General features: G+C 62.0%; 15 protein-coding genes. 7 read left to right on the top strand and 8 right to left on the bottom strand.

Annotated features, from left to right (window positions below):
* Positions 1-86: 86 nt before the first annotated feature.
* The 4 genes from PH551_RS18325 to PH551_RS18310 all read right to left on the bottom strand — a co-directional run bounded on the left by PH551_RS18325 (position 87) and on the right by PH551_RS18310 (position 7,528).
* Positions 87-1,871 carry an IlvD/Edd family dehydratase gene (locus PH551_RS18325; protein ID WP_285194120.1) on the bottom strand — a complete coding sequence of 595 codons (1,785 nt, stop codon included), beginning with the start codon at positions 1,869-1,871 and terminating at the stop codon, positions 87-89.
* A 286-nt stretch (positions 1,872-2,157) separates the two neighbouring features.
* Entirely contained in the window at positions 2,158-5,358 is a 3,201-nt protein-coding gene (locus PH551_RS18320; RefSeq protein ID WP_085779211.1) for an efflux RND transporter permease subunit, read from the bottom strand.
* Between the two features lie 117 nt (positions 5,359-5,475).
* The gene (locus tag PH551_RS18315; RefSeq protein WP_285194117.1) at positions 5,476-6,666 is read right to left on the bottom strand and encodes an efflux RND transporter periplasmic adaptor subunit; all 1,191 of its coding nucleotides are present in this window, start codon (positions 6,664-6,666) and stop codon (positions 5,476-5,478) included.
* A 46-nt stretch (positions 6,667-6,712) separates the two neighbouring features.
* A complete protein-coding gene (locus PH551_RS18310) occupies positions 6,713-7,528 on the bottom strand; it encodes an alpha/beta hydrolase fold domain-containing protein (protein WP_285194116.1) in 816 nt (271 codons plus the stop codon).
* A 165-nt stretch (positions 7,529-7,693) separates the two neighbouring features.
* Here PH551_RS18310 and PH551_RS18305 point away from each other — a divergent pair, with 165 nt between their 5' ends.
* Positions 7,694-8,605: a LysR family transcriptional regulator gene (locus tag PH551_RS18305; protein WP_097600688.1), complete on the top strand. Its 912-nt coding sequence runs from the start codon at positions 7,694-7,696 to the stop codon at positions 8,603-8,605.
* A 243-nt stretch (positions 8,606-8,848) separates the two neighbouring features.
* Here PH551_RS18305 and PH551_RS18300 read toward each other — a convergent pair whose 3' ends face one another.
* On the bottom strand, positions 8,849-9,592 hold the full coding sequence (locus tag PH551_RS18300; RefSeq protein ID WP_285194115.1) for an SDR family oxidoreductase: 744 nt from the start codon (positions 9,590-9,592) through the stop codon (positions 8,849-8,851).
* A 116-nt stretch (positions 9,593-9,708) separates the two neighbouring features.
* Between PH551_RS18300 and PH551_RS18295 the strand changes: the two genes are divergently transcribed.
* Genes PH551_RS18295 through PH551_RS18285 form a run of 3 tightly spaced genes read left to right on the top strand, consistent with a single transcriptional unit; the run spans position 9,709 to position 11,621 of the window.
* On the top strand, positions 9,709-10,617 hold the full coding sequence (locus PH551_RS18295) for a LysR family transcriptional regulator (RefSeq protein ID WP_097600690.1): 909 nt from the start codon (positions 9,709-9,711) through the stop codon (positions 10,615-10,617).
* Between the two features lie 23 nt (positions 10,618-10,640).
* The gene (locus PH551_RS18290) at positions 10,641-10,955 is read left to right on the top strand and encodes a hypothetical protein (protein ID WP_085779217.1); all 315 of its coding nucleotides are present in this window, start codon (positions 10,641-10,643) and stop codon (positions 10,953-10,955) included.
* A gap of 48 nt (positions 10,956-11,003) precedes the next feature.
* On the top strand, positions 11,004-11,621 hold the full coding sequence (locus PH551_RS18285) for a DNA-3-methyladenine glycosylase (protein ID WP_483315429.1): 618 nt from the start codon (positions 11,004-11,006) through the stop codon (positions 11,619-11,621).
* Here PH551_RS18285 and PH551_RS18280 read toward each other — a convergent pair whose 3' ends face one another.
* The 3 genes from PH551_RS18280 to PH551_RS18270 are packed head-to-tail and all read right to left on the bottom strand — an operon-like array spanning position 11,622 to position 14,836.
* Complete coding sequence (locus tag PH551_RS18280) at positions 11,622-13,163, bottom strand: DHA2 family efflux MFS transporter permease subunit (RefSeq protein ID WP_285194111.1); 1,542 nt, start codon at positions 13,161-13,163, stop codon at positions 11,622-11,624.
* A complete protein-coding gene (locus PH551_RS18275; protein WP_285194107.1) occupies positions 13,156-14,379 on the bottom strand; it encodes an HlyD family secretion protein in 1,224 nt (407 codons plus the stop codon). Before PH551_RS18275 ends, PH551_RS18280 begins: the two co-directional genes overlap by 8 nt.
* The gene (locus PH551_RS18270; protein WP_285194105.1) at positions 14,372-14,836 is read right to left on the bottom strand and encodes a MarR family winged helix-turn-helix transcriptional regulator; all 465 of its coding nucleotides are present in this window, start codon (positions 14,834-14,836) and stop codon (positions 14,372-14,374) included. Before PH551_RS18270 ends, PH551_RS18275 begins: the two co-directional genes overlap by 8 nt.
* A gap of 231 nt (positions 14,837-15,067) precedes the next feature.
* Between PH551_RS18270 and PH551_RS18265 the strand changes: the two genes are divergently transcribed.
* From PH551_RS18265 to PH551_RS18255, 3 genes are all read left to right on the top strand, one after another.
* A complete protein-coding gene (locus tag PH551_RS18265; protein WP_285194104.1) occupies positions 15,068-16,609 on the top strand; it encodes a cation:proton antiporter in 1,542 nt (513 codons plus the stop codon).
* Positions 16,610-16,868: 259 nt separating this feature from the next.
* Entirely contained in the window at positions 16,869-18,047 is a 1,179-nt protein-coding gene (locus PH551_RS18260) for an efflux RND transporter periplasmic adaptor subunit (protein WP_285194102.1), read from the top strand.
* Complete coding sequence (locus PH551_RS18255) at positions 18,044-21,229, top strand: efflux RND transporter permease subunit (RefSeq protein ID WP_285194101.1); 3,186 nt, start codon at positions 18,044-18,046, stop codon at positions 21,227-21,229. Before PH551_RS18260 ends, PH551_RS18255 begins: the two co-directional genes overlap by 4 nt.
* Positions 21,230-21,361 lie beyond the last annotated feature (132 nt).

Below are 21,361 nucleotides of genomic sequence, written 5' to 3'. Positions count from 1 at the left end.
TCGCGCCGAAATCTCTCGCGTACTCAACCCGGAGGACAGGAAGCATTTCAGCGGAAATTAGCCACTATCGCTGCCCTGCGCCAGAATCAATGGTTGTGCCGTGGCGGGTTTTTCGCGATCTGGCGAAACTCCGACGCACCTTCCAGAACCGCGCCATCCGACAGCTGCGTCACCGAGCGGCGGTAGATCTGCTGCCACGGCGTGGCATCCGCCGGCACCGGCGGAATACCGTCGCTCCTGCGCCGCTCGATCTCCGCGTCGTCGACCAACATGTCGCAGCGCCCCTGGTTGAAGTCGATGCGGATGATATCGCCGGTGCGAAGCCAGGCGAGGCCGCCCCCGGCAGCGCTTTCCGGTGATGCATTGAGGATCGACGGACTGTCGGCGGTGCCCGACTGACGTCCGTCGCCGATTGTCGGCAGGCTGCGAATGCCACGCTTCAACAGATGATCCGGCGGCTGCATATTGACGACCTCGGCCGATCCCGGCCAGCCGAGCGGCCCCGCGCCGCGGATGACGAGGATGGTATCCTCGTCGATGCCGAGTTCGGGGTCGTTGATGCGCTTGTGATAATCCTCGGAACCGTCGAAAACCACCGCCTTGCCCTCGAAGACACCTTCCCGCCCGGGTTCCAGAAGATAGCGCTGGCGGAAATCTTCCGAGACGACGCTCATCTTCATGATCGCGAAATCGAAGAGATTGCCCTTGAGAACGAGGAAGCCCGCCCGCTCCTTCAGCGGTTGGTCGAATGGCCGAATGACCTCGCGGTCGCTGGCCTGCCGACCGTCGAGGTTCTCGGCCATCGTCCTCCCCGTCACCGTGCGACAATCGCCGTCGAGTTTTCCGGCCTGCAGCAGCTCCCACATGATCGCCGGCGTGCCGCCGGCGCGGTGGTAGCGCTCACCGAGATAGGCGCCCGCTGGCTGGACATTGGCCAAAAGCGGGATATCGAAGCCGTACACCTGCCAATCATCGGGATAAAGTTCGACGCCGGCATGCTTGGCCATCGCAGCCAGATGCGGCTGCGCATTGGTCGAGCCGCCGATCGCCGAATTGGTGCGGATCGCATTGAGGAAAGCAGCCCGCGTCAGGATATCCGATGGCTTCAGATCCTCGAACACGATCTCGACGGCGCGCCGTCCGGTGCGGTAGGCCATCTGCCCCCGCTCGCGGTAGGCGGCCGGGATGGCGCCACAGCCGGTGAGCGACAGGCCGAGTGCTTCCGCCAGCGCATTCATCGTTGAGGCTGTGCCCATCGTGTTGCAGTGGCCAACGGACGGAGCCGAGTCGAGCGCTGCCTGCAGGAACTCCTCCCGATCGATCTCGCCTGCCGCATATTTCCGCCGCATCCGCCAGATGACGGTGCCGGAACCGGCCAGTTCGCCTTCGTGCCAGCCATCGAGCATCGGACCGCCGGAAAGCACGATAGCCGGAATATCGACCGTCGAAGCAGCCATGATCGCCGAAGGCGTGGTCTTGTCGCAGCCGGTGGTCAACACGACACCGTCGAGTGGATAGCCGTAGAGGATTTCGACGAGGCCGAGATAGGCAAGATTGCGATCGAGGGCGGCGGTCGGACGCTTGCAGTTCTCGAAGATCGGATGTGTCGGAAACTCGATCGGTATTCCGCCTGCGTCGCGAATGCCGTCGCGCACGCGCTTGGCGAGCTCGATATGCACTCTGTTGCAGGGCGTTAGATCGCTGCCGCTTTGGGCAATCCCGATGATCGGCTTGCCCGAGCGCAGCTCTTCCGGGGTGATGCCGTAATTCATGAAACGCTCGAGATAGAGCGCCGCCATGTCGATATGATCGGGATTGTCGAACCAATCCTGCGAACGCAGGCGGCGTTTCTTCGTTTGGCGGTCCGTCATCATTATCCTCCCGATCGGCCACTCTTCTCTTCGAAATTTAGAAGCGAAGCGCTGCAGTCCGCCTCAGCAACTTCCGCAAGCGCGCCGGCTTTGCCGGTCTCGCTTATCCGGACAGCGGGGCCCGCGCCGATCCTCCCAGCTGCTATCCGCCTTTGATAGTCCCCTCCTCCACGGTTGCAACCGTTTTGATGAACGTAACGCATTTTCATCGGGTGCCAGAAAAACGATACGGGCGAGAACCGAAGTTCCCGCCCGATTTACTCGACAAAGGAAGGTTGAATTCCGCTTATTCCGCCGCGAGCCGAATGACCTCGGCCTCTTCCTCCTTGTGTTCGTCCGGCTTGTGCTGGATGAGCGGGCGATTGCCCGTCAACCGCCGCAACAGCACGTAGAACACCGGCGTCATGAAGATGCCGAAGAAAGTCACGCCGATCATGCCCGAGAACACCGCAACGCCCATCGCCGCACGCATTTCCGCGCCGGCGCCGGTCGAGACGACGAGCGGCACGACGCCCATGATGAAGGCCATGGAAGTCATGAGGATCGGGCGAAGGCGCAGGCGGCTGGCTTCGACCGCGGCTTCGCGCGGCGTCCGGCCCTCGAACTCCAGTTCGCGAGCGAATTCCACGATGAGGATCGCGTTCTTCGCCGATAGGCCGACAAGGACGACCAGGCCGATCTGGGTGAAGATGTTGTTATCTCCGCCGGTGAGCCAGACGCCTGTCAGAGCGGCCAGGACACCCATAGGTACGATCATGATGATCGCCAACGGCAGGGTCAGGCTTTCATACTGGGCGGCAAGCACCAGGAACACCAGCAACAGCGCGAGCGGGAAGACGACGACGCTCGAATTGCCGGCAAGGATCTGCTGATAGGTCAGGTCCGTCCATTCGAAGTCGATGCCAGCAGGCAGCGTCTCGTGTAGGATCTTCTCGATCGCCGCCTGTGCCTGGCCGGACGAGAAGCCCGGCGCCGGCCCGCCGTTGATATCGGCGGCGAGGAAGCCGTTATAGCGGTTCGCCCGCTCCGGACCCGTGCTCGGCTCCACCTTCAGAAGTGCCGAAAGCGGGATCATCTGGCCCGACGCCGAACGAACCTTCAGCTGTCCGATATCTTCCGGCTGAGCGCGGAATTTCGCGTCGGCCTGCACACGGACGCTGTAGGTGCGGCCGAAGGCGTTGAAGTCGTTCACATAGAGCGAGCCGAGATAGATCTGCAGCGTCTGGAAGACGTCGGTGACGGACACTCCGAGCTGCTCGGCCTTGGCGCGGTCGAGATCGGCATAGAGCTGCGGCACGTTGATCTGGAAGCTGGAGAACAGCCCGGCGAGCTCAGGCGTCTGATAGGCCTTGGCAAGCACTGCCTTGGTCGCCTCGTCGAGCGCCTGGTTGCCCAAGCCTGCGCGATCCTCGATCTGCAGCTTGAAACCGCCCGTCGTGCCGAGACCGTTGACCGGCGGCGGCGGGAACATGGCGATGAAGGCATCCTGGATTGCGCCGAATTTCTGGTTCAGCGCCATGGCGATGGCGCCGCCAGAAAGATCCGGCGTCTTGCGCTCCTCGAAATCCTTCAGCGTCACGAAGACGATGCCGGCATTCGAGGAGTTGGTGAAGCCGTTGATCGACAGGCCGGGGAAGGCGATTGCATTGGCGACGCCGGGCTGCGCGAGCGCGATATCGGTCATGCGCTTGATGACGTCTTCCGTGCGATCGAGGCTTGCGGCATCCGGCAGCTGAGCGAAGCCGATCAGATATTGCTTGTCCTGCGACGGCACGAAGCCGCCGGGAACCGTGGTGAACATGCTGTAGGTCGCGCCGACCAGCGCCAGGTAGACCACCATGACGATGCTCTTGCGCGACACCAGGCCGCCAACACCTTTGCCATAGGCATTCGAGCCTGCGCCGAAGACGCGGTTGAAGCCACGGAAGAACCAACCGAAGATCGCGTCCATGAAGCGCGTGAGCCAGTCCTTGGGCGCGTCGTGGCCCTTCAGCAGAAGGGCGGCAAGCGCCGGTGACAGGGTCAGCGAGTTGAAGGCCGAGATGACGGTCGAGATCGCGATCGTCAGCGCGAACTGACGATAGAACTGACCCGACAGGCCAGAGATGAAGGCGAGCGGCACAAAGACCGCGACGAGCACCAACGCGATCGCGATGATCGGACCGGACACTTCCTTCATCGCCTTATAAGTGGCCGCGCGCGGCGACAGGCCATGCTCGATATTGCGCTCGACGTTTTCCACCACCACGATGGCGTCGTCCACCACGATACCGATCGCAAGCACCAACCCGAACAGACTGAGCGCGTTGATCGAGAAGCCGAAGACATACATGACCGCGAAGGTGCCGATGATCGAGACCGGAACCGCGATCAGCGGAATGATCGACGCGCGCCATGTCTGCAGGAAGACGATGACGACGAGGACGACGAGCGCGATGGCTTCGAGCAGCGTGTCGATGACCTTCTCGATCGAGGAGCGCACGAATTTCGTCGTATCGTAGACGATCTCGTATTTGACGCCCTCAGGCATGGCCAATTGCAGCTGATCCATGGTTGCGCGCACATTGTCGGCGATTTCGATCGCATTCGAACCGGGCGCCTGAAGGGCGGCAACGGCAACGGCCGGCTTACCGTCGAGCAGCGACCTGAGCGTATAGTCGGCGGCGCCAAGCTCGATGCGGGCGACGTCGCGAAGGCGGGTGATCTCCCCATTGGCGCCCGTCTTGACGATGATGTTGCCGAACTCCTCGGGCGTGCGCAGGCGGCCCTGTGCATTCACGTTGAGCTGCAGGTCGACGCCCGGCTGACTCGGCGACGCGCCGATAATGCCGGCGGCCGCCTGGACGTTCTGCGAGCTGATCGCGTTGCTGATGTCGCTGGCGGCGAGTTCATGCTCGGCGGCCTTCTGCGGGTCGATCCAGACACGCATCGAATAATCGCCGGCGCCGAAGACCTGCACCTGGCCGACGCCGGGGATGCGGGCGAGCCGATCCTTGATGTTCAAGGTCGCGTAGTTGCGAAGATAGGTGATGTCGTGGCTGTTCCCGTCGGAAACGAGGTTGACGACCATGATGAAGTCGGGCGAGCTCTTGACTGTGGTGATCCCGAGCGCGCGCACTTCCGCCGGCAGGCGCGGTTCGGCCTGCGAAACGCGGTTCTGCACGAGCTGCTGCGCCTTGTCGGGGTCGGTGCCGAGCTTGAAGGTGACGGTGACGTTGAGCACGCCGTCCGACGTCGCCTGGCTCGACATGTAGAGCATGTCCTCAACGCCGTTGATCTGCTCTTCGAGCGGTGTCGCCACCGTTTCGGCAATGACGCTCGGATTGGCGCCGGGATAGGTGGCGCGCACGACGACCGACGGCGGCACGACGTTGGGATATTCGGAAATCGGCAGCGCGCGCAGGCCGATCAGGCCGGCAACCACGATGAGGACCGAAAGAACGCCGGCAAAGACCGGCCGGTCAACAAAGAATCTGGAGATGTTCATATCAAAGCCCTCTCCGGGGTGAACATGGATGCAACGTCCCTTTCCGGCGGTTTGGGGAGCCGCCGGTGGTCCTGTCGTTTCGGAAATTGGCCTTCCCCGAGAGGGGAAGGCTGCGTCTTACTGCGCGGTCGCGACTTTCTCTTCCATCTGCGGAATGACGACGGCGCCTGGACGGATGCGCTGCAAGCCGTTGACGACGATCTTTTCGCCGGCAGTGAGGCCGCTTTCAACCACCCGCTGCCCATCAGCCAGAGCGCCGAGCTGCACCTGCCGGTATGCGACCTTGTTGTCGCCGTCGACGACGAAGACGAACTTCTTGTCCTGGTCCGTGCCCACGGCGCGGTCGCTGATGACGATCTTGTTCTCAGCCTTCGGCCGGCCCATGCGCACGCGCACGAACTGGCCGGGGATAAGGCGTCCGCCCGGATTATCGAAGACGGCGCGCACGCCGATGGTGCCGCTCGATGCGTCGACCTCGTTGTCGATCAGCTGCAGCTTGCCCTTGATCGGCGTGCCTTCGTCGGCGAGCGTGCCGACCTCGACCGGAATCTCTTCGACGGGCGGCAGAGCGCCGTCCGTCTGCGGCAACTGGGCGAGAGCGCGGGTCACCATCTCTTCGCTGGCGTTGAAGCTCGCATAGATCGGATCGACCGAAACGAGTGTCGTCAGCGCAGGCGAAGCCGATCCGGCCGCAACCAGGTTGCCTGTCGTCACCTCGATCTTGCCGATGCGGCCGGAAACCGGCGCCCGCACCTGGGTGTAATCGAGATTGAGTTGAGCCGACTGCAACGCAGCCTGCGCTGATCGCAGTCCTGCCTGCGCCTCGGCCAGCGCGCTCTGGCGCTGATCGAGATCGCTCTGGGAGATGGTGCGGTTGTCGGACAGCCTGCGGCCGCGGTCAAGCTCGGTCTGCGCCAGGCTGACCTTGGCTTCGGCCGAAGCGACCTGGCCTTGAGCCTGAGCCACGCTAGCCTGGTAAGGAGCCGGATCGATGGTGAAGAGCAGGTCACCCTGCTTCACCAGCGCCCCCTCACGGAAAGCCACCGAAAGGATGGCGCCTTCCACACGGGGACGGACCTGGACACGATCGACCGCTTCGAGACGGCCGGAGAAGGTCTCCCAGGCCGTCACGTCGCGGGCTTCGACCATGGCCACCGTCACCGGTACGGCGGGAGGCTGCGCGGGAGCGGAAGCTGCCGTAGCCGTCGCGCTCATCGGCAGCTCGAAAAACAATGCAGCGCCTGAAACGGACGCAATAAGTCCTATGCCGGCGCCCACGAGGGCCCAGCGCTTGCTTCTGGACGTCATCAGTACTCTCCTTGCGGCCCCAGGCCGCCGAAATATCAGATCTTCTTCAATGCAATTGCGGTTGGACGCTTACGTCCTGAAGGAAACTTCCGAAATGGCGGCTGACGTGTTCCTGCCAGTCGGGTGTCTCCCCAGATTTCCCACCATAAATCGAGGGCCAGCCCGTCCCGGCGGGAAGGACATGCTGGCGCACACCGACGCCGGCCTTTTTCAGGCGGGCACCGTAACCAAGTGTTTCGTCGTGCAGAGGATCATCCTCCGCGGTGAATATCAGCGCTGGCGCGACGCCTGAAAGACGCGAACAGAGGCAGGGGGCCGCGTAGGGGTGGCAGCCGCCACCGCTCAGATAATGGCTCCAGCCGTCCGCCCAGCGCTGCCGCATGCCGATCGCTTCGGCCTTGCGGATCGACGACGTGCCCATGAAGGGATCGAGCAGCGGTGATATCAGTACCTGGCCGTCGAGCGCGTCCGGCATCTGATCGCGCGCCTTGAGCGCCACTCCGGCCGCGACATTGCCGCCCGCCTCCTCGCCGGCGACAAATAGCAGCGACTTCCGGTCGCCGAGACCGGCGGCGCGCTTGTTGGCGAGATAGGTGAAAACGGAGAAGGAGACTTCCAATGCCTTCGGAAAGAGGTTGCCGGACAGTGTGCTGTAGTCGACGGCGGCGACGATGGCGCCGGCTTTGGCGAGACTGACGGCAACCGGCCTTTCGACATTCGTTTCGCTGTCGAGAAATGCGCCCCCATGCAGGTAAAGCACGATGGGCGGACCCTTGCCGTAATCGGCGCCCTGGTAGACACGCGCGGAAACGGGGCCGATGGCCACCTTATCCAGCATCATGTCCTTCCATCCTACCGTCATCGGTCCGGTCTCTTTTGCACGCAACCGCAGGCACACAGCACCTGCCGCTTGCATTTCGTATAAAAAAGATATTGTTATTCAGAACAGGGAATAAGAAGCAATATCACGATAACACTGTTCCGATTCTCGAATAATGGTGCAACGCAAACTGCGGACTTGAAACCGATGGATCAACTTTCGGCAATGCGCGTCTTCATCCGCGTCGTGGAGACGGGCAATTTCACCCGCGCCGCCGACATGCTCGCGATGCCCAAGGCGACGGTGACCAACCTCATTCAGGGTCTCGAAGCGCATCTGCGCACCAAGCTCCTGAACCGCACCACGCGCCGGGTCATGGTGACCACGGACGGCGCACTTTATTATGAACGCGCCGCCCAGATCATCTCCGAGCTGGAGGAACTCGATGGCAGCCTCTCCAATTCGCAAAGCCTGCCGAGCGGGCGGTTGCGCATCGAAATGAGCGGCGCTTTTGCCGACGCCATTATCGTTCCGGCACTTTGCGACTTCTACCAGCGCTATCCGGATATTCGTCTGGACCTAGGCGTCGGCGACCGCACGGTAGACTATCTGGTCGAAAACGTCGATTGCGCGCTGCGGGCCGGTACGCCCACCGATCAGTCACTGATCGCCCGGCGGGTTTCGGAGATGGAGCTGATCACCTGCGCTTCGCCGAGCTACATTCAGAAATTCGGCATGCCCGAACGGCCGGAGGATTTGGAGACCACGCACTACTCCGTCAATTATTTCCGCGCCCAGAACAACCGGACGCTGCCTTTCGAATTTCGCAGGGGCAACGAAATGGTCGAGACGACCCCACGCTGCATTGCCTCGGTCAATGACAGCCGCACCTATCTGACCGCGGCCCTGACGGGGCTCGGCGTCGCGCAGGTGCCGACCTTCATGGCGCGTGAACCGATGCGGCGGGGCGAACTCGTCCGCGTGCTGCCGGACTGGCGCCGTGACCCGGTGCCGCTCTATGTGGTCTATCCGCCGAACCGCCACCTCAGCAACAAAGTCCGCGTCTTCGTCGATTGGCTGGTCAAGCTCCTGGTCGAGGCCAAGCTGAACGATTTCTAGAACATGCCACGCGGTGGCAAAACAGAGACGGCCCGGAAGGCAGAGAAACCTTCGACGGGCCGTAAAATTTGAACATCGGACCTGTCGCGCCGCAGACTGGGCGCGGCAGGCTCTGGAGGTTCGGGAGAGAGCGTCAGGGAACTCCACTCTCTCGCGATAAAACAACTATAGGCACTCTCCACACGATTGTAAGGGGGGAGACCTACAATCTTCAATCACATGATTGCGATGAGGGCGCCTTCATCAGACCACGCCGCCGTTGGCGCGCAGTGTCTGACCATTGATCCAGCCGCCGTCCGGGCCGGCGAGAAAGGCGACTGCGGAGGCAATGTCCTCGGGCGATCCGAGCCGTTCCAGCGGATTCATCTTCGACATGCGGGTAATGAGTTCCTCCGTCTTGCCGTTCAGGAAAAGATCGGTCGCCACCGGCCCGGGCGCAATGGCGTTGACGGTGATGTTACGGCCGCGCATCTCCTTGGCCATGATTGCCGTCAGCGTTTCGACGGCGGCTTTGGTGGAGGCGTAAACGCCGTAGGTTTCGAGCTTCAAGCCGACGACCGAAGTCGAAAAGTTGATGACCCTGCCGCCATCGCGCAGACGCCGGGCCGCTTCCCTGAGTGTATTGAACGTGCCCTTGAGATTGACGCCGATCTGGCGATCGAAGTTTTCGTCGTCAGTCTCGGCGAGCGGCGACAGCATCATGATGCCGGCATTGTTGACAAGCACATCAACGCCGCCAAAGGCGCCTTCCGCAGCGTCGAACATCCGCCGGACGGCTTCAGCATTGCTGACATCCGCCTTGGCCGTCAGCGCCCTGCCGCCAGCCTGTTCGATCTCCCGGGCGAGGTCCTCGGCCGCTGCCGGACTGCCGGCATAGTTGACGACGACGGTGAAACCCTCCCTGGCGAGGCGTCTGGCTACGGCCGCGCCGATACCGCGGGAAGCGCCGGTGACGAGTGCGACCTTGCTGTCTTTGTTGGAAGCCATTGTTCTTCTCCTTTTACGCCGCAGCGCGTTTTCGATGAGAAGAAGATGCGCCTTTTCTTGCGCCGGTTAATCGTGCATTCTCCGGCATCACTATCCGGAAAACACGAACAAACAAGATGGACAGATTCGATGCAATGCGTGTGTTTTGCCGTGTTGTCGAGCGCCGCAGCTTCACCCTCGCAGCGGAAGACACGGGCCTGCCGCGCTCGACCGTTACCGACGCGGTCAAGCAGCTCGAGGCCCGCCTCGGCGTGCGCCTGCTCCAGCGCACGACACGCCATGTCAGCCCGACGCTCGACGGCGAGGCCTACTACCAGCGCTGCCTGTCGATCCTCGCCGACATCGAGGATGCGGAAGGAGCCTTTGCAGGCGCCAGACCGAAAGGCCTGCTGCGCGTCGATCTGCACGGCACGCTCGCGCGCCATTTCGTGCTGCCGAGCCTGCCGTCCTTTCTGGAGACCTATCCCGAGATCGAGTTCTATATGAGCGAAGGCGATCGGCTGGTCGATCTGGTGCGCGAGGGCATCGATTGCGTGCTGCGCGTCGGCACGCCTGCCGACAGCGACATGGTCATCAGGCGCGTCGCCATGCTTGATGAGGTCACGCTCGCCTCCCCCGCCTATATCGCCGCCCGCGGCCCGCCGCAGCATCCTGACCGGCTTGCCGGCCATCGCATGGTCGGCTTTCACTCCAGCAGCACCGGCAGTCTGCTCCCGCTTGAATTCACCATCGGCGGTGCGGCACGTAACATAACCATTCCAGCGACGATCACGGTCAACGCCGCTGAAAGCTATGTTGCGGCAGCGAGGATGGGCCTCGGTCTGATCCAGATCCCGCGCTACCACGCCGAAAAAGATCTGTCCGACGGCACGCTGGTCCACGTGCTCCGGGATTTTCCACCGACCCCGACCCCGGCTTCCCTGCTCTACCCCCGCAACCGCCAGCTTTCGCCCCGCGTCCGCGTTTTCATCGATTGGCTGGTGAAGCTCTTCGCTCGACAAAATTCCAAAAACACGCTTTGCTAATATAAGCGTTTAGGGGAAGAGCCATGGCACTCAGCGATATCACCGTCTACCAGACGGAAGATGGCTTCGTCGTCGAATTCGGCGGTGAGGGCGAAGACAGCATTGCCGTAACGCTGCGAAGCGCACCCGAACTGACATTGGAAAACGCAATCCGGCGTGCAAAGGCCCTGCTTGCGGCAGCAATCGAACCGGCCCATGGCGACGGCGCGCGCAGCAAGGATCCGGCCCTGCTCGAAGAGGAACTGGAGGAAGGCCTGGAAGATTCCTTCCCCGCGAGCGATCCGGTCTCGGTTACATCATCCTCGATCCCAATGCGTAATCCGAATGCCGGCCGCTGACGCGGCCAGCCCCATCAAGTGGTTTTGGGATGACGGCGGCGGCAGCGAATGTTATCTGCCTCGGTTATGACGGATGGTGGAATGACAAAAGGCGCGATCGGCGACGGCGCGCTTGCCGGCGAAGGCCTCAGGGCGTTTTTCGAGCGCGATGCGATCACTGTCGCCCGCGACCTGCTCGGATGCCATCTGAGCGTGGACGGCGCCGGCGGCCGCATCACCGAGACCGAAGCCTATTTCCCCGATGACGAAGCCTCGCACAGTTTTCGCGGGCCCACCAAGCGCAATGGCGCCATGTTCGGCCGGCCCGGCAATGTCTACATCTACCGCATCTACGGCATGTACTGGTGCCTGAACTTCGTCTGTCATCCGGGCTCGGCCGTGCTGATCCGGGCGCTCGAGCCGGAAACGGGAATTGCCGCTATGACGGAGCGGCGCGGCACTGATATGCTGACGGCGCTCTGCAGCGGCCCGGGCAAGCTCTGCCAGGCGCTCGGCGTCGACATCGAAATCAATGACAGACTGCTCGACCGCCCGCCATATGCGTTGACGCCGTCCACGCCGGTGCCGATTGTTGTGGGAAAACGCATCGGCATCACGAGAAATGCCGAAGCACCGTGGCGCTTCGGCATTCAGGGATCGCGTTTTCTCAGCAAGCCGTTTCGCTGATCACTCCATGACCGCACTGTGGTCGACGGCAGGCGCGGCCTTCGGCTTGCGCAGCAATAGCACCAGCGGAATGACCGCGAGCGACATCAGCATCAAGAGCTTGAAATCGTCCATATAGGCGATGATCGTCGATTGCAGCGTGATCATCTCGTTGAGCGAAGCGCGGCCGGCGGCCGTGAGCGGGCTCAACCCCTGCGCCGCGACAGCATTGAAGGCGTGGTTGAAAGGCGTCACATAGGCCGCGATCGACTCGTGATTGCTCTGCGTGTTCTCGACGATCAGTGCCGAGACGATCGAGATGCCGACCGCCGAGCCGATGTTTCGCGACAGATTGTAGAGGCCGGTGCCGTCGCCACGCATTTGGGCGGGCAGCGTCGCGAAGGCGATGGTCGTCAGCGGCACGAAGAGAAAGCCGAGGCCGGCGCCCTGGATGAAGCCGACCGAGACGATCGAACATTGCGAAACATCAGGCGTCCATCCCGTCATATCGTACATCGCCCAGGCAGTCAGGCCGAGACCGAGCACCAGCAGCAAGCGCGTATCGACCTTGCCGATCAGCCGCCCGACAATGAACATACAGAGCATGGTGCCGAGCCCGCGCGGCCCCATGACGATGCCGGCGGTAATGACGGGATAGCCCATCAGCTTCTGCAGATAGGGGGTCATCAGCGCCAGCGAGGCGAGGTAGGTCACGCCAACCACGAAGATGAAGATCATGCTCACCGTGAAGTTCTGGTCGAGAAACAGCTTCGGATTGACGAAGGATTTCTCTGCGGTCAGCGTGTGCACTAGAAGCAGATAGAAGGCGGCGGCGCAGACAATCGCTTCGACCACGATCTCGCCCGAAGAAAACCAGTCGAGCTGCTCGCCGCGATCGAGGAAGAGCTGCAGCGCGGCGATGAACAGGCTCATCATCCCGAAGCCGAACCAGTCGAGTTTGGCGAGCGCATCCCGCTTGGTCTCGGCAACGAAGACAACGATGCCCATGAAGGCGAGCGCGCCGATCGGCACGTTGATATAGAACACCCATCGCCAGCTGATATTGTCGGTCAGCCAGCCACCGATGACCGGGCCGAGCACCGGCCCGACCATGACCGAGACGCCGAAAAGCGCCATGGCCGAGCCGCGTTCCTCCACCGTATAGATGTCGAGGAGAATGCCCTGGGAAAGCGGCACCAGCGAGGCGCCGAACAGGCCCTGCAGCAGGCGGAAGGCAACGATCTGGTTCAGCGATTGCGCCAGGCCGCAGAGAACGGAGGCGGCCACGAAGCCAGCGATAGCGACGAGCAGCACGCGCTTGCGGCCGAATTTGGCGGCGAGGAAACCGGAGGGCGGCGTCATGATCGCCGCCGCAACGATGTAGGAGGTGAGCACCCAGTTGATCTGGTCGGCGGAGGCCGACACGCTGCCCTGGATATAGGGCAGCGCCACGTTGGCGATCGTCGTGTCCAGCGCCTGCATGATGACGGCGAGAATGACGCAGGCCGTGATCGCGCCGCGATTGGCGACCCGGGTCGCCGGAGATGCGGGAGCGTTACTCATGGTCCTTGCCCTGAGGCCGGCCCAGAAGCGTGTTGACGAAATCGGGCAGGCCGCGGGCATGGCCGGTATCGACATCGACGACCGTGCTCATGCCGACGCGCAACGGCGGCTTGCCTGCGGCATCCTCGATGCTGACGCGCATCGGAATGCGCTGCACGACCTTCACCCAGTTGCCGGTGGTGTTCTGCGCCGGCAACAGCGAGAAGCTGGAACCCGAAGCCGGGCTGATGCTCTCGACCTTGCCCTTCCAGGTCACGCCGGGATAAGTGTCGACATGGATCTCGGCCGACTGCCCAGGCTTGACATAAGTCAGCTCGGTTTCCTTCGGGCTGGCGGCGATCCACAAATGGTCGGTAGCGACGAGCGAGAAGGCCTGCTGCGAGGCCTGCAGGTAGGAGCCGACCTGCAGCGCGTTGACATTGGTGACGATGCCGTCGAAGGGCGCCTTGACGACACTGTGGTCGAACTCGCGCTGGGCGTTGTCGACCTGCGATTTGGCCTGCAGGTAGAGCGGGTTTTCCTCGACCGGCTGGTCGGCCCTGCCGCCGAGCTGGGCGAGCGTCGTTGCTGCTTCCGCCTTGGCGACGGCAACCTTCTGCTGAGCGGCCTCGAGATTGTGCTTGGCCTCGTCATAGGCCGATTGCGTCGCGCTGCCGTTGTTGACGAGGGCCTGCTGCCGGTCGAACTGATCCTGGTAATAGGGCAGATCGGCTTGCGCCTGCGTGATCTCGGCAAGCGACTGCTGATAGCTGGCCTTGAGGTTCATGATCTGATTGCGCTGCACGCCGAGCTGCGCCTTGGCGCCGTCGAGCGCGATCTTGAAGGAATCGGCCCTCAGGCTGAAGAGCACCTGCCCCGCCTTTACCGCCTCGTTTTCATGCACGTCGATCCGGTCGACGATGCCCGAGACATCCGTGGTGACCCCGACCATATCGGCCTGGATATAGGCGTTGTCGGTCGACATCACCTGACCGCCATTGACGTAATAATAACCGCCGACAACGAGCGCGACCGGCAGCAGGGCGAAGAGAACGGGCCGCGTGAGACTGCGCCGGCGGCGGACCTTGTTGCCGCCAGGCGCAGCCACGGCGACAACCGGCGCTGAACTGGATGAAGGCGCTTCGGCTACCGTTTTCTGCTGTTTCGCTTCATTTTCTTCAATAGGTGACTTTGCATTGGCGTCGGCAACGACGCGGAGGGGAGATTGATCAGTCATCGTTCATCTCATTCTCGTCAACCGGGGTCCGGCATGCCTGGACCAGGTTGGTCTTCATTACGGACAGGATGTGGAAAAGCTGTTCACGCTGCTCGACTGACACACCTTCCAGCGCCTCTGCGCGGGTCACATCGCCAAGTTCGCGCATTTCGGCGAGCAGAGGATGCGCTTCGTCGCGCATGTAGAGCAGCCAGATCCGCCGGTCGGTCGGATGCTGGCGGCGCTCAATGAGCCCGCGTTCAGCGAGTTTGTCGAGAATACGCACCAGCGTGATCGGCTCGACTTCGAGAATTTCGGCAAGGCCGCTCTGGTGGATCCCCTCGTTATTCGAGAGATAGGCGAGCGTCTGCCATTGCGAACGTGTCAGCCCAAGACACTTGGCGCGTTGCTCGAAGCGCTTGCGCAGCAGTCGTGCGACATCGTGGAGAAGGAATCCGAGTGTGGGCGTGGCGTTCATGGAAACCTGTGCCGGATATTTATAAGCATCCTTATGATGTGCTCACATATATTGAGCGCAGACGCTCGCACAAGAGCGTAAGCCGCAGATTCTGCAACCGGAGCCAAAATGCCGCAGCCCGCAGCCGGCAGCTTGCCGTCCCTCACAGCTTTAGGCTCGAACGGTGGCCGTGGCATCGCCTGGCCCTAGTTTCTGGCAAGAACTATCCGCTGAAAATGGTCTGGAGGGCCTATGGCGTTCTTCGAAAGCATGCTGACGCTGCTCTTGGTGGCGATCATCTTCCTGCAATTCTCCAGGAAGTTCCGTGTGCCTTATCCGACCATGCTGGCAATCGCCGGCATCATTGTCGCTGCCTTCCCATGGGCTCCGGAGGTGGCGATTGATCCCAGGCTGGCGCTGGCGCTTTTCATCGCACCCGTACTTTTCGACGCCGCCTACGATTTGCCGCCGAGGACGTTGAGGCGCAACTGGCTGCCGCTCTTTTCGCTTGCCGCAATCGCCGTCATTTTGACGGCCGCGTCCGTCGCCGCCGTCGGCGTTGCAATGGCCGGCCTGCCGCTTGCCGTGGCCGTCGCACTCGGCGCCATCGTGGCGCCGCCGGATGCGGTCGCGGCGACCGTCATGCTCGACCGCTTCAATCTGCCCCGTCAGACCTATGTAATTCTCAAGGGCGAGAGTCTGCTCAACGATGCCGTCGCCCTCCTCATCTTCAGCGCCGCAGTGGCGGCCGCCACCAACCCCGCCTTCCTCACCGGCATTCTGGCAGAATTGACGCTGGCAGCGCCGGGTGGTCTCATCCTCGGTTATCTTCTCGGCCGTCTCTACATGATCGTTGGTCTGAAGCTCGCCGGCACGCTCGGCGGCACATTGCTCGAGTTCGTCGCCACCTTCGGCACGTGGATCATCGCCGAGCGACTGCACCTTTCGGCGATCCTGGCGATCGTCGCATATGCCATGGTGATCGCCCGCTACATGCCGGAGCGGCAGACGGCCCGCCACCGCATTCATTCCTATTCGGTTTGGGAAGCCGCGGTTTTCCTGCTTAACGTGCTCGCCTTCCTGCTGATGGGCTTGCAGGTCCGCCAGATCGTCCTCGATCTCGATCCCGGCCGGCTGAGTTTTGCGATCACCTTGGCAACCGCGGTCTTTGTCACCGTCATCGTCGTGCGCCTAGCCTGGGTGCTCGTCTATAACCGCGCCATCACCTTTCTTGCCGAGCGCGGTCTCACGACACAAGCCGCTCCCTCATTTGCTGCGAGCCTGCTTGCCGGCTGGTGCGGCATGCGCGGTCTCGTCACGCTTGCAACTGCGCTCGCCCTGCCGATCGACTTCCATGATCGCGATATTATCCTGCTCAGCGCGCTGGCCGTCGTTCTCGGCACGCTCATCGTCCAGGGGCTGACGCTCGGGCCGCTGATCCGCTTCCTGAAATTCGATCCGGACAAATCCCTGAACCGCGATCTCACCAAAGCCCGCGTGGCATTGATCGACGCGGCTCTTGCCGAGCTTGAAGGCGAGGACAAATCCACCCGAATCCTGCGCGACGTCTACACCTCCGAGCGTGAGATTGCTGCCGACGGAAGACACCCGCGCGAGGTCAGCAGGCTCGACAGGCAGCGCCGCAGCGTCATCGCCGCGAAACGCCGAAAACTGGCGGAGATGCGTCGTGCCGACGAGATTGATGACGATGTTTTCCATGCGTTGGAACAGGAGCTCGACTGGGCAGAGCTCGCCGTCCTGCCGCCCGGCCGCGACGAAATCGTCGAGAGCTGACGCCGCCCATGAGTTTTGACGGATCGCTGAACGGCAGCCAATTGGCATTTGCTATTTTTCGCCGCTGCCGTTTATATCCAGTTTCATAGCGTTACGATTTTTCCGATTTGCATTGCATGCCGGCCTTCCTTTCCAGAATTGAACGCCGGGGGAAATCACGGAGGCAAGGCCTTCGTTCAAAGCAGCAAGACATGAATAGCATCACTTCATCTTAAGTTCGGTGGCAGTCGATCGGCCATCGCGATTGGAGGGACCGATTATGACTTTCGCGCTTCGACGGATATTGATGCTCGGCTGCATCGCTACGTTCATGCCTCTGGTCGCGATGGCGCAGCGCGCACCGTCCGCCCCTCCCCCTGTCACGGTCGCAAAGCCGGTGGTGCGCGATGTCATCGACAATGACGAATTCATCGGCCGTTTCCAGCCGGTCGACGAAGTCTCCGTGCGTTCGCGCGTCGGGGGCTACCTACAGGAAGTCCATTTCGAGGACGGCGCCTTGGTCAAACAGGGCGACCTGCTCTTCGTCATCGACCAGCGGCCGTTCGTCACCGCGCTCAACCAGGCAAAGGCCACGCTCGAAGCGTCGCAGTCCACTCTTGTCTTCGCCGACGCTCAGTACAAGCGCGCCCAGTCTCTCGCTTCGAGCGGCAGCCAATCCGCGCAGACGCTGGATGACCGCCGCCGCGAATTCGATTCCGCTGAGGCCAATGTCCGCGGCGCTCAGGCCGCGGCCGACCGCGCGGCTCTCGATCTCGAATATACCGAGATCCGGGCGCCACTCAGCGGCCGTATCGACCGCCGCTTGCTCTCGACCGGCAATCTCGTGCAGGCCGACCAGACAGTGCTCACGACGATCGTCTCCCTCGATCCGATCGACTTCTATTTCGATGTCGACGAGCGCCGCCTGCTGAATTTCGCCGACACCGCACGCAAGCAGGGCAAGGACCTGCAGCTCGGAGGCGGCGGTGTCGACGTATCCGTCACGATCTCCGATCCGACCGCCAAACCTTTTATGGGGAAGCTCGATTTTGCCGAGAACCGGGTGGACAACGAGAGCGGCACCATCCGCATCCGCGCCCGCCTTGCAAATCCAGATCTCGTCCTGCAGCCGGGCCTGTTCGGCCGTGTGCAGGTCGCAGCCTCCAATACATACAAGGCCATCCTCGTCCCGGACGAGGCTATCGGCTCCGACCAGAATGAACGTGTCGTCTATGTGGTCGATGCGCAAGGCAAGGTTTCGACCAAGCCCGTGAGGCCCGGACCGCGGCTCTACGGCTATCGCGTCATCCGTGAAGGCCTCGACGGCAACGAGACGATCATCGTCAACGGGCTGATGCGCGCCCGGCCTGGCTCGACCATCACGCCACAGATGAGCGAACTGCCGCAGGAGCGGCAGGACACTGCGCCCGAATCCGCGAATGCGGAGACCGGACAATGAGATTTGCACACTTTTTCGTGGACCGGCCGATCTTCGCGGCCGTCATTTCCATCCTCTTTCTGGTCGTCGGCGGCATCGCCTATACGCAGCTGCCGGTCTCTCAATATCCGGAGATCGCGCCGCCCACCATCGTCGTGCGCACCTCCTATCCGGGCGCCGACCCGCAGACCATCGCCGACACCGTTTCGACCCCACTCGAGCAGCAGATCAACGGCGTCGAAGACATGCTTTACATGTCTTCCTATTCCAGCGCCGACGGCGCCATGTCGCTGACGATCACCTTCAAGCTCGGCACCGATCTAGACAAGGTGCAAGTCCTAGTCCAGAACCGCGTTTCCATCGCCCTTCCCCGCCTTCCCGAGGAAGTCCAGCGCCTCGGCGTGACCACGGACAAGAGCTCGCCCGACCTGATGATGGTGGTGCACCTCCTGTCGCCATCGCATCGCTACGACCAGCTCTACGTCTCCAACTACGCCCGCAACCGCATCCGCGACGTGCTCGTGCGTCTCGACGGCGTCGGCGACGTGCAGATCTTCGGCGAACGCCAGTATTCGATGCGCATCTGGCTCGATCCGGAAAAGCTCTCCGCCTACGGCATGACGTCGGACGACGTCGTTTCGTCCTTGAGGGACCAGAACGTCCAGGTATCGGGCGGCAAGATCGGCGCACCGCCGGTGACCGGCAGGAACGCGTTCGAATATACGGTGCGAACGGACGGGCGCTTTTCCGATGTGCGCGAGTTCCGCTATGTCATCGTCAAATCGACGGGAGCAGGCCGGCTCGTGCAGTTGCAGGATGTGGCCCGCATCGAACTTGGCGCCCAGGACTACGTCACCAACAGCTATCTCAACAACGACCCTGCGGTCGCGCTCGGCATCTTCGCCCGGCCGGGAACCAATGCACTCGACACGGCCCACCAGGTCCAGACGCTGATGAAGGATATCTCCCAGAATTTCCCGGAAGGCCTGGAATATCGCATCGTTTACGACACGACCGAATTCATCTCGGACTCGATCAACGAGGTCTATAGAACCATCGCCGAAGCGGCCATCCTGGTGGCGATCGTCGTTCTGGTTTTCCTGCAATCCTGGCGGACCGCGATCATACCGATCGTCGCCATTCCCGTATCGCTGATCGGCACCTTCGCGGTTCTGCTCGCCTTCGGCTTTTCGCTCAACATGCTGACGCTCTTCGGCCTCGTGCTGGCGATCGGCATCGTCGTCGACGATGCGATCGTGGTGGTGGAAAACGTCGAGCGAAATCTGGCGCGCGGAATGACGCCGAAGCAGGCGTCGCACGTGACGATGGACGAAGTCGGAACCGCTGTCGTGGCGATCTCGCTGGTCCTGATCGCGGTATTCGTGCCGACGGCTTTCATCCCCGGCATATCGGGCCAGTTCTACAGGCAGTTCGCCGTGACGATCTCCGTCACCACTGCCATATCAGCCTTGAACTCCCTGACGCTTTCGCCGGCCCTCGCGGGCATATTGCTGAAAGCCCATGATCACCAGACGAAGCGCAAGAGCATCGCCTCACGGCTGGGGACAGGTCTTGCAGGCGGCTTCAATCGCGGCTTCGACCGGATGAGTTCGGGCTACTCATGGGTTGTCCGGCACCTTGTCAGAAGCTGGGTAGGCCTGACCTGCTCGATGCTCGCCTTTGCCGCCCTTCTGGGCGCAACATGGTACATGAGCACCAGGGTTCCCTCGGGCTTCATCCCCACTATGGACCAGGGTTACGCGATCATCGTCGTGCAGCTTCCCGACGGTGCCTCGCTTGCGCGTACCGATGCAGTCGTCAAAAAGGTGGGTGATATCGCCCGAACCGTGCCCGGCGTCGGCAACGCCGTGCAGTTTGCCGGCTTCAGCGGAGCGACGTTTACCAATGCTTCGAATTCGGGCGTTGTCTTCGTTCCGTTCAAATCCTTTGCCGAACGCGAGGAAGGCGGAGAGAACGCCAACAAGATCATCGGCGAACTCTTCGGCAAGCTGCAGAGCATCCAGGAAGCCTTCATCATTGCCATCCCCCCGCCGTCCGTGCGCGGCGTCGGCAACTCCGGCGGCTTCAAGATGCAGATTTCCGATCTTGAAAACCCTGAAATGACGCGCGTGCTCGGCCTTGCCCGCCAGATGATGGGGGCGGCGGCTACGACCGAGGGTCTCACCGGTGTCTTTACGACGTTCTCCGATGCCAGTCCGCAATATTTCCTGTCGATCGACCGCGACAAGGCGCGCTTCCTGAACGTGCCGATCCCCAATATCTTCAATGCGCTTTCGATCAATCTCGGCGTCGCTTACGTCAATGATTTCAACGCGTTCGGCCGTGTCTACCAGGTCCGCGCCCAGGCCGACCGACAATACCGGATGGACAAGGAAGACATCCTCGCCCTGAAGGTGCGCTCGGCCACCGGTGCGCTCGTGCCCTTGGGAACGCTGATGGACATTCAGGATTCCAGCGGACCGGCGCTTGTCCAGCGCTATAACATGTATGTCTCGGTGCCGCTCCAAGGCAATCCGACGCCCGGCACCTCGACCGGCGATGCCATCAAAAAGATGGAGGAACTGGCCGCCAAGATCCTGCCGCCGGGAACGACTTTCGAATGGACGGAACTCGCCTATCAGGAGACTCATACCGGCAACACCGCCGTCTATATCTTCGCCCTCTCCGTCATTTTCGTCTTCCTGGCGCTGGCCGCCCAATATGAAAGCTGGGTTCTGCCCCTTGCGATCATTCTCATCGTTCCGCTTGCGGTACTCGCGGCGCTGATTGGAGTGTGGCTAAGAGGCATGGACAACAACGTCCTCACCCAGATCGGCCTGATCGTCCTGATCGGACTGGCGGCGAAGAACGCCATTCTAATCGTCGAATTTGCAAGACAGGCGGAAGAGGAAGGCAAATCGTCGGTAGAGGCCGCGATCGAGGCGAGCCATCTTCGCCTGCGCCCGATTTTGATGACGGCATTCGCCTTCATCTTCGGCGTTCTGCCGCTTGCCATCGCCACCGGCCCCGGCGCCGAAATGCGTCAGTCACTCGGAACAGCCGTTTTCTCGGGCATGCTCGGCGTGACGCTCTTCGGCCTGTTCCTGACGCCGGTCTTCTACGTCGTGCTGCGCGGCCGACGCCGCAGCCGCTTGGTTGAAAGGCCTGTCGAAGCCGTTCCGGCCGAAAGGGAGACAGTCTGATCACTCTAGCCTGGCGCAAAAGTGTGCAGCGGTTTTGCGGCAACGACATGTTTGAAAACCAAGACTCAAGCGCAGGGGAGAATCAGAAAGATTGCGACGCGCTTTATGACACAGCCTCGTGCTGGGACGATG

This window comes from Rhizobium atlanticum (genome assembly GCF_030182485.1).
GTDB lineage: Bacteria > Pseudomonadota > Alphaproteobacteria > Rhizobiales > Rhizobiaceae > Rhizobium.
The sequence above is the reverse complement of the archived record's forward strand: the minus strand, read 5'-3'. Positions and strand labels throughout refer to the sequence as shown.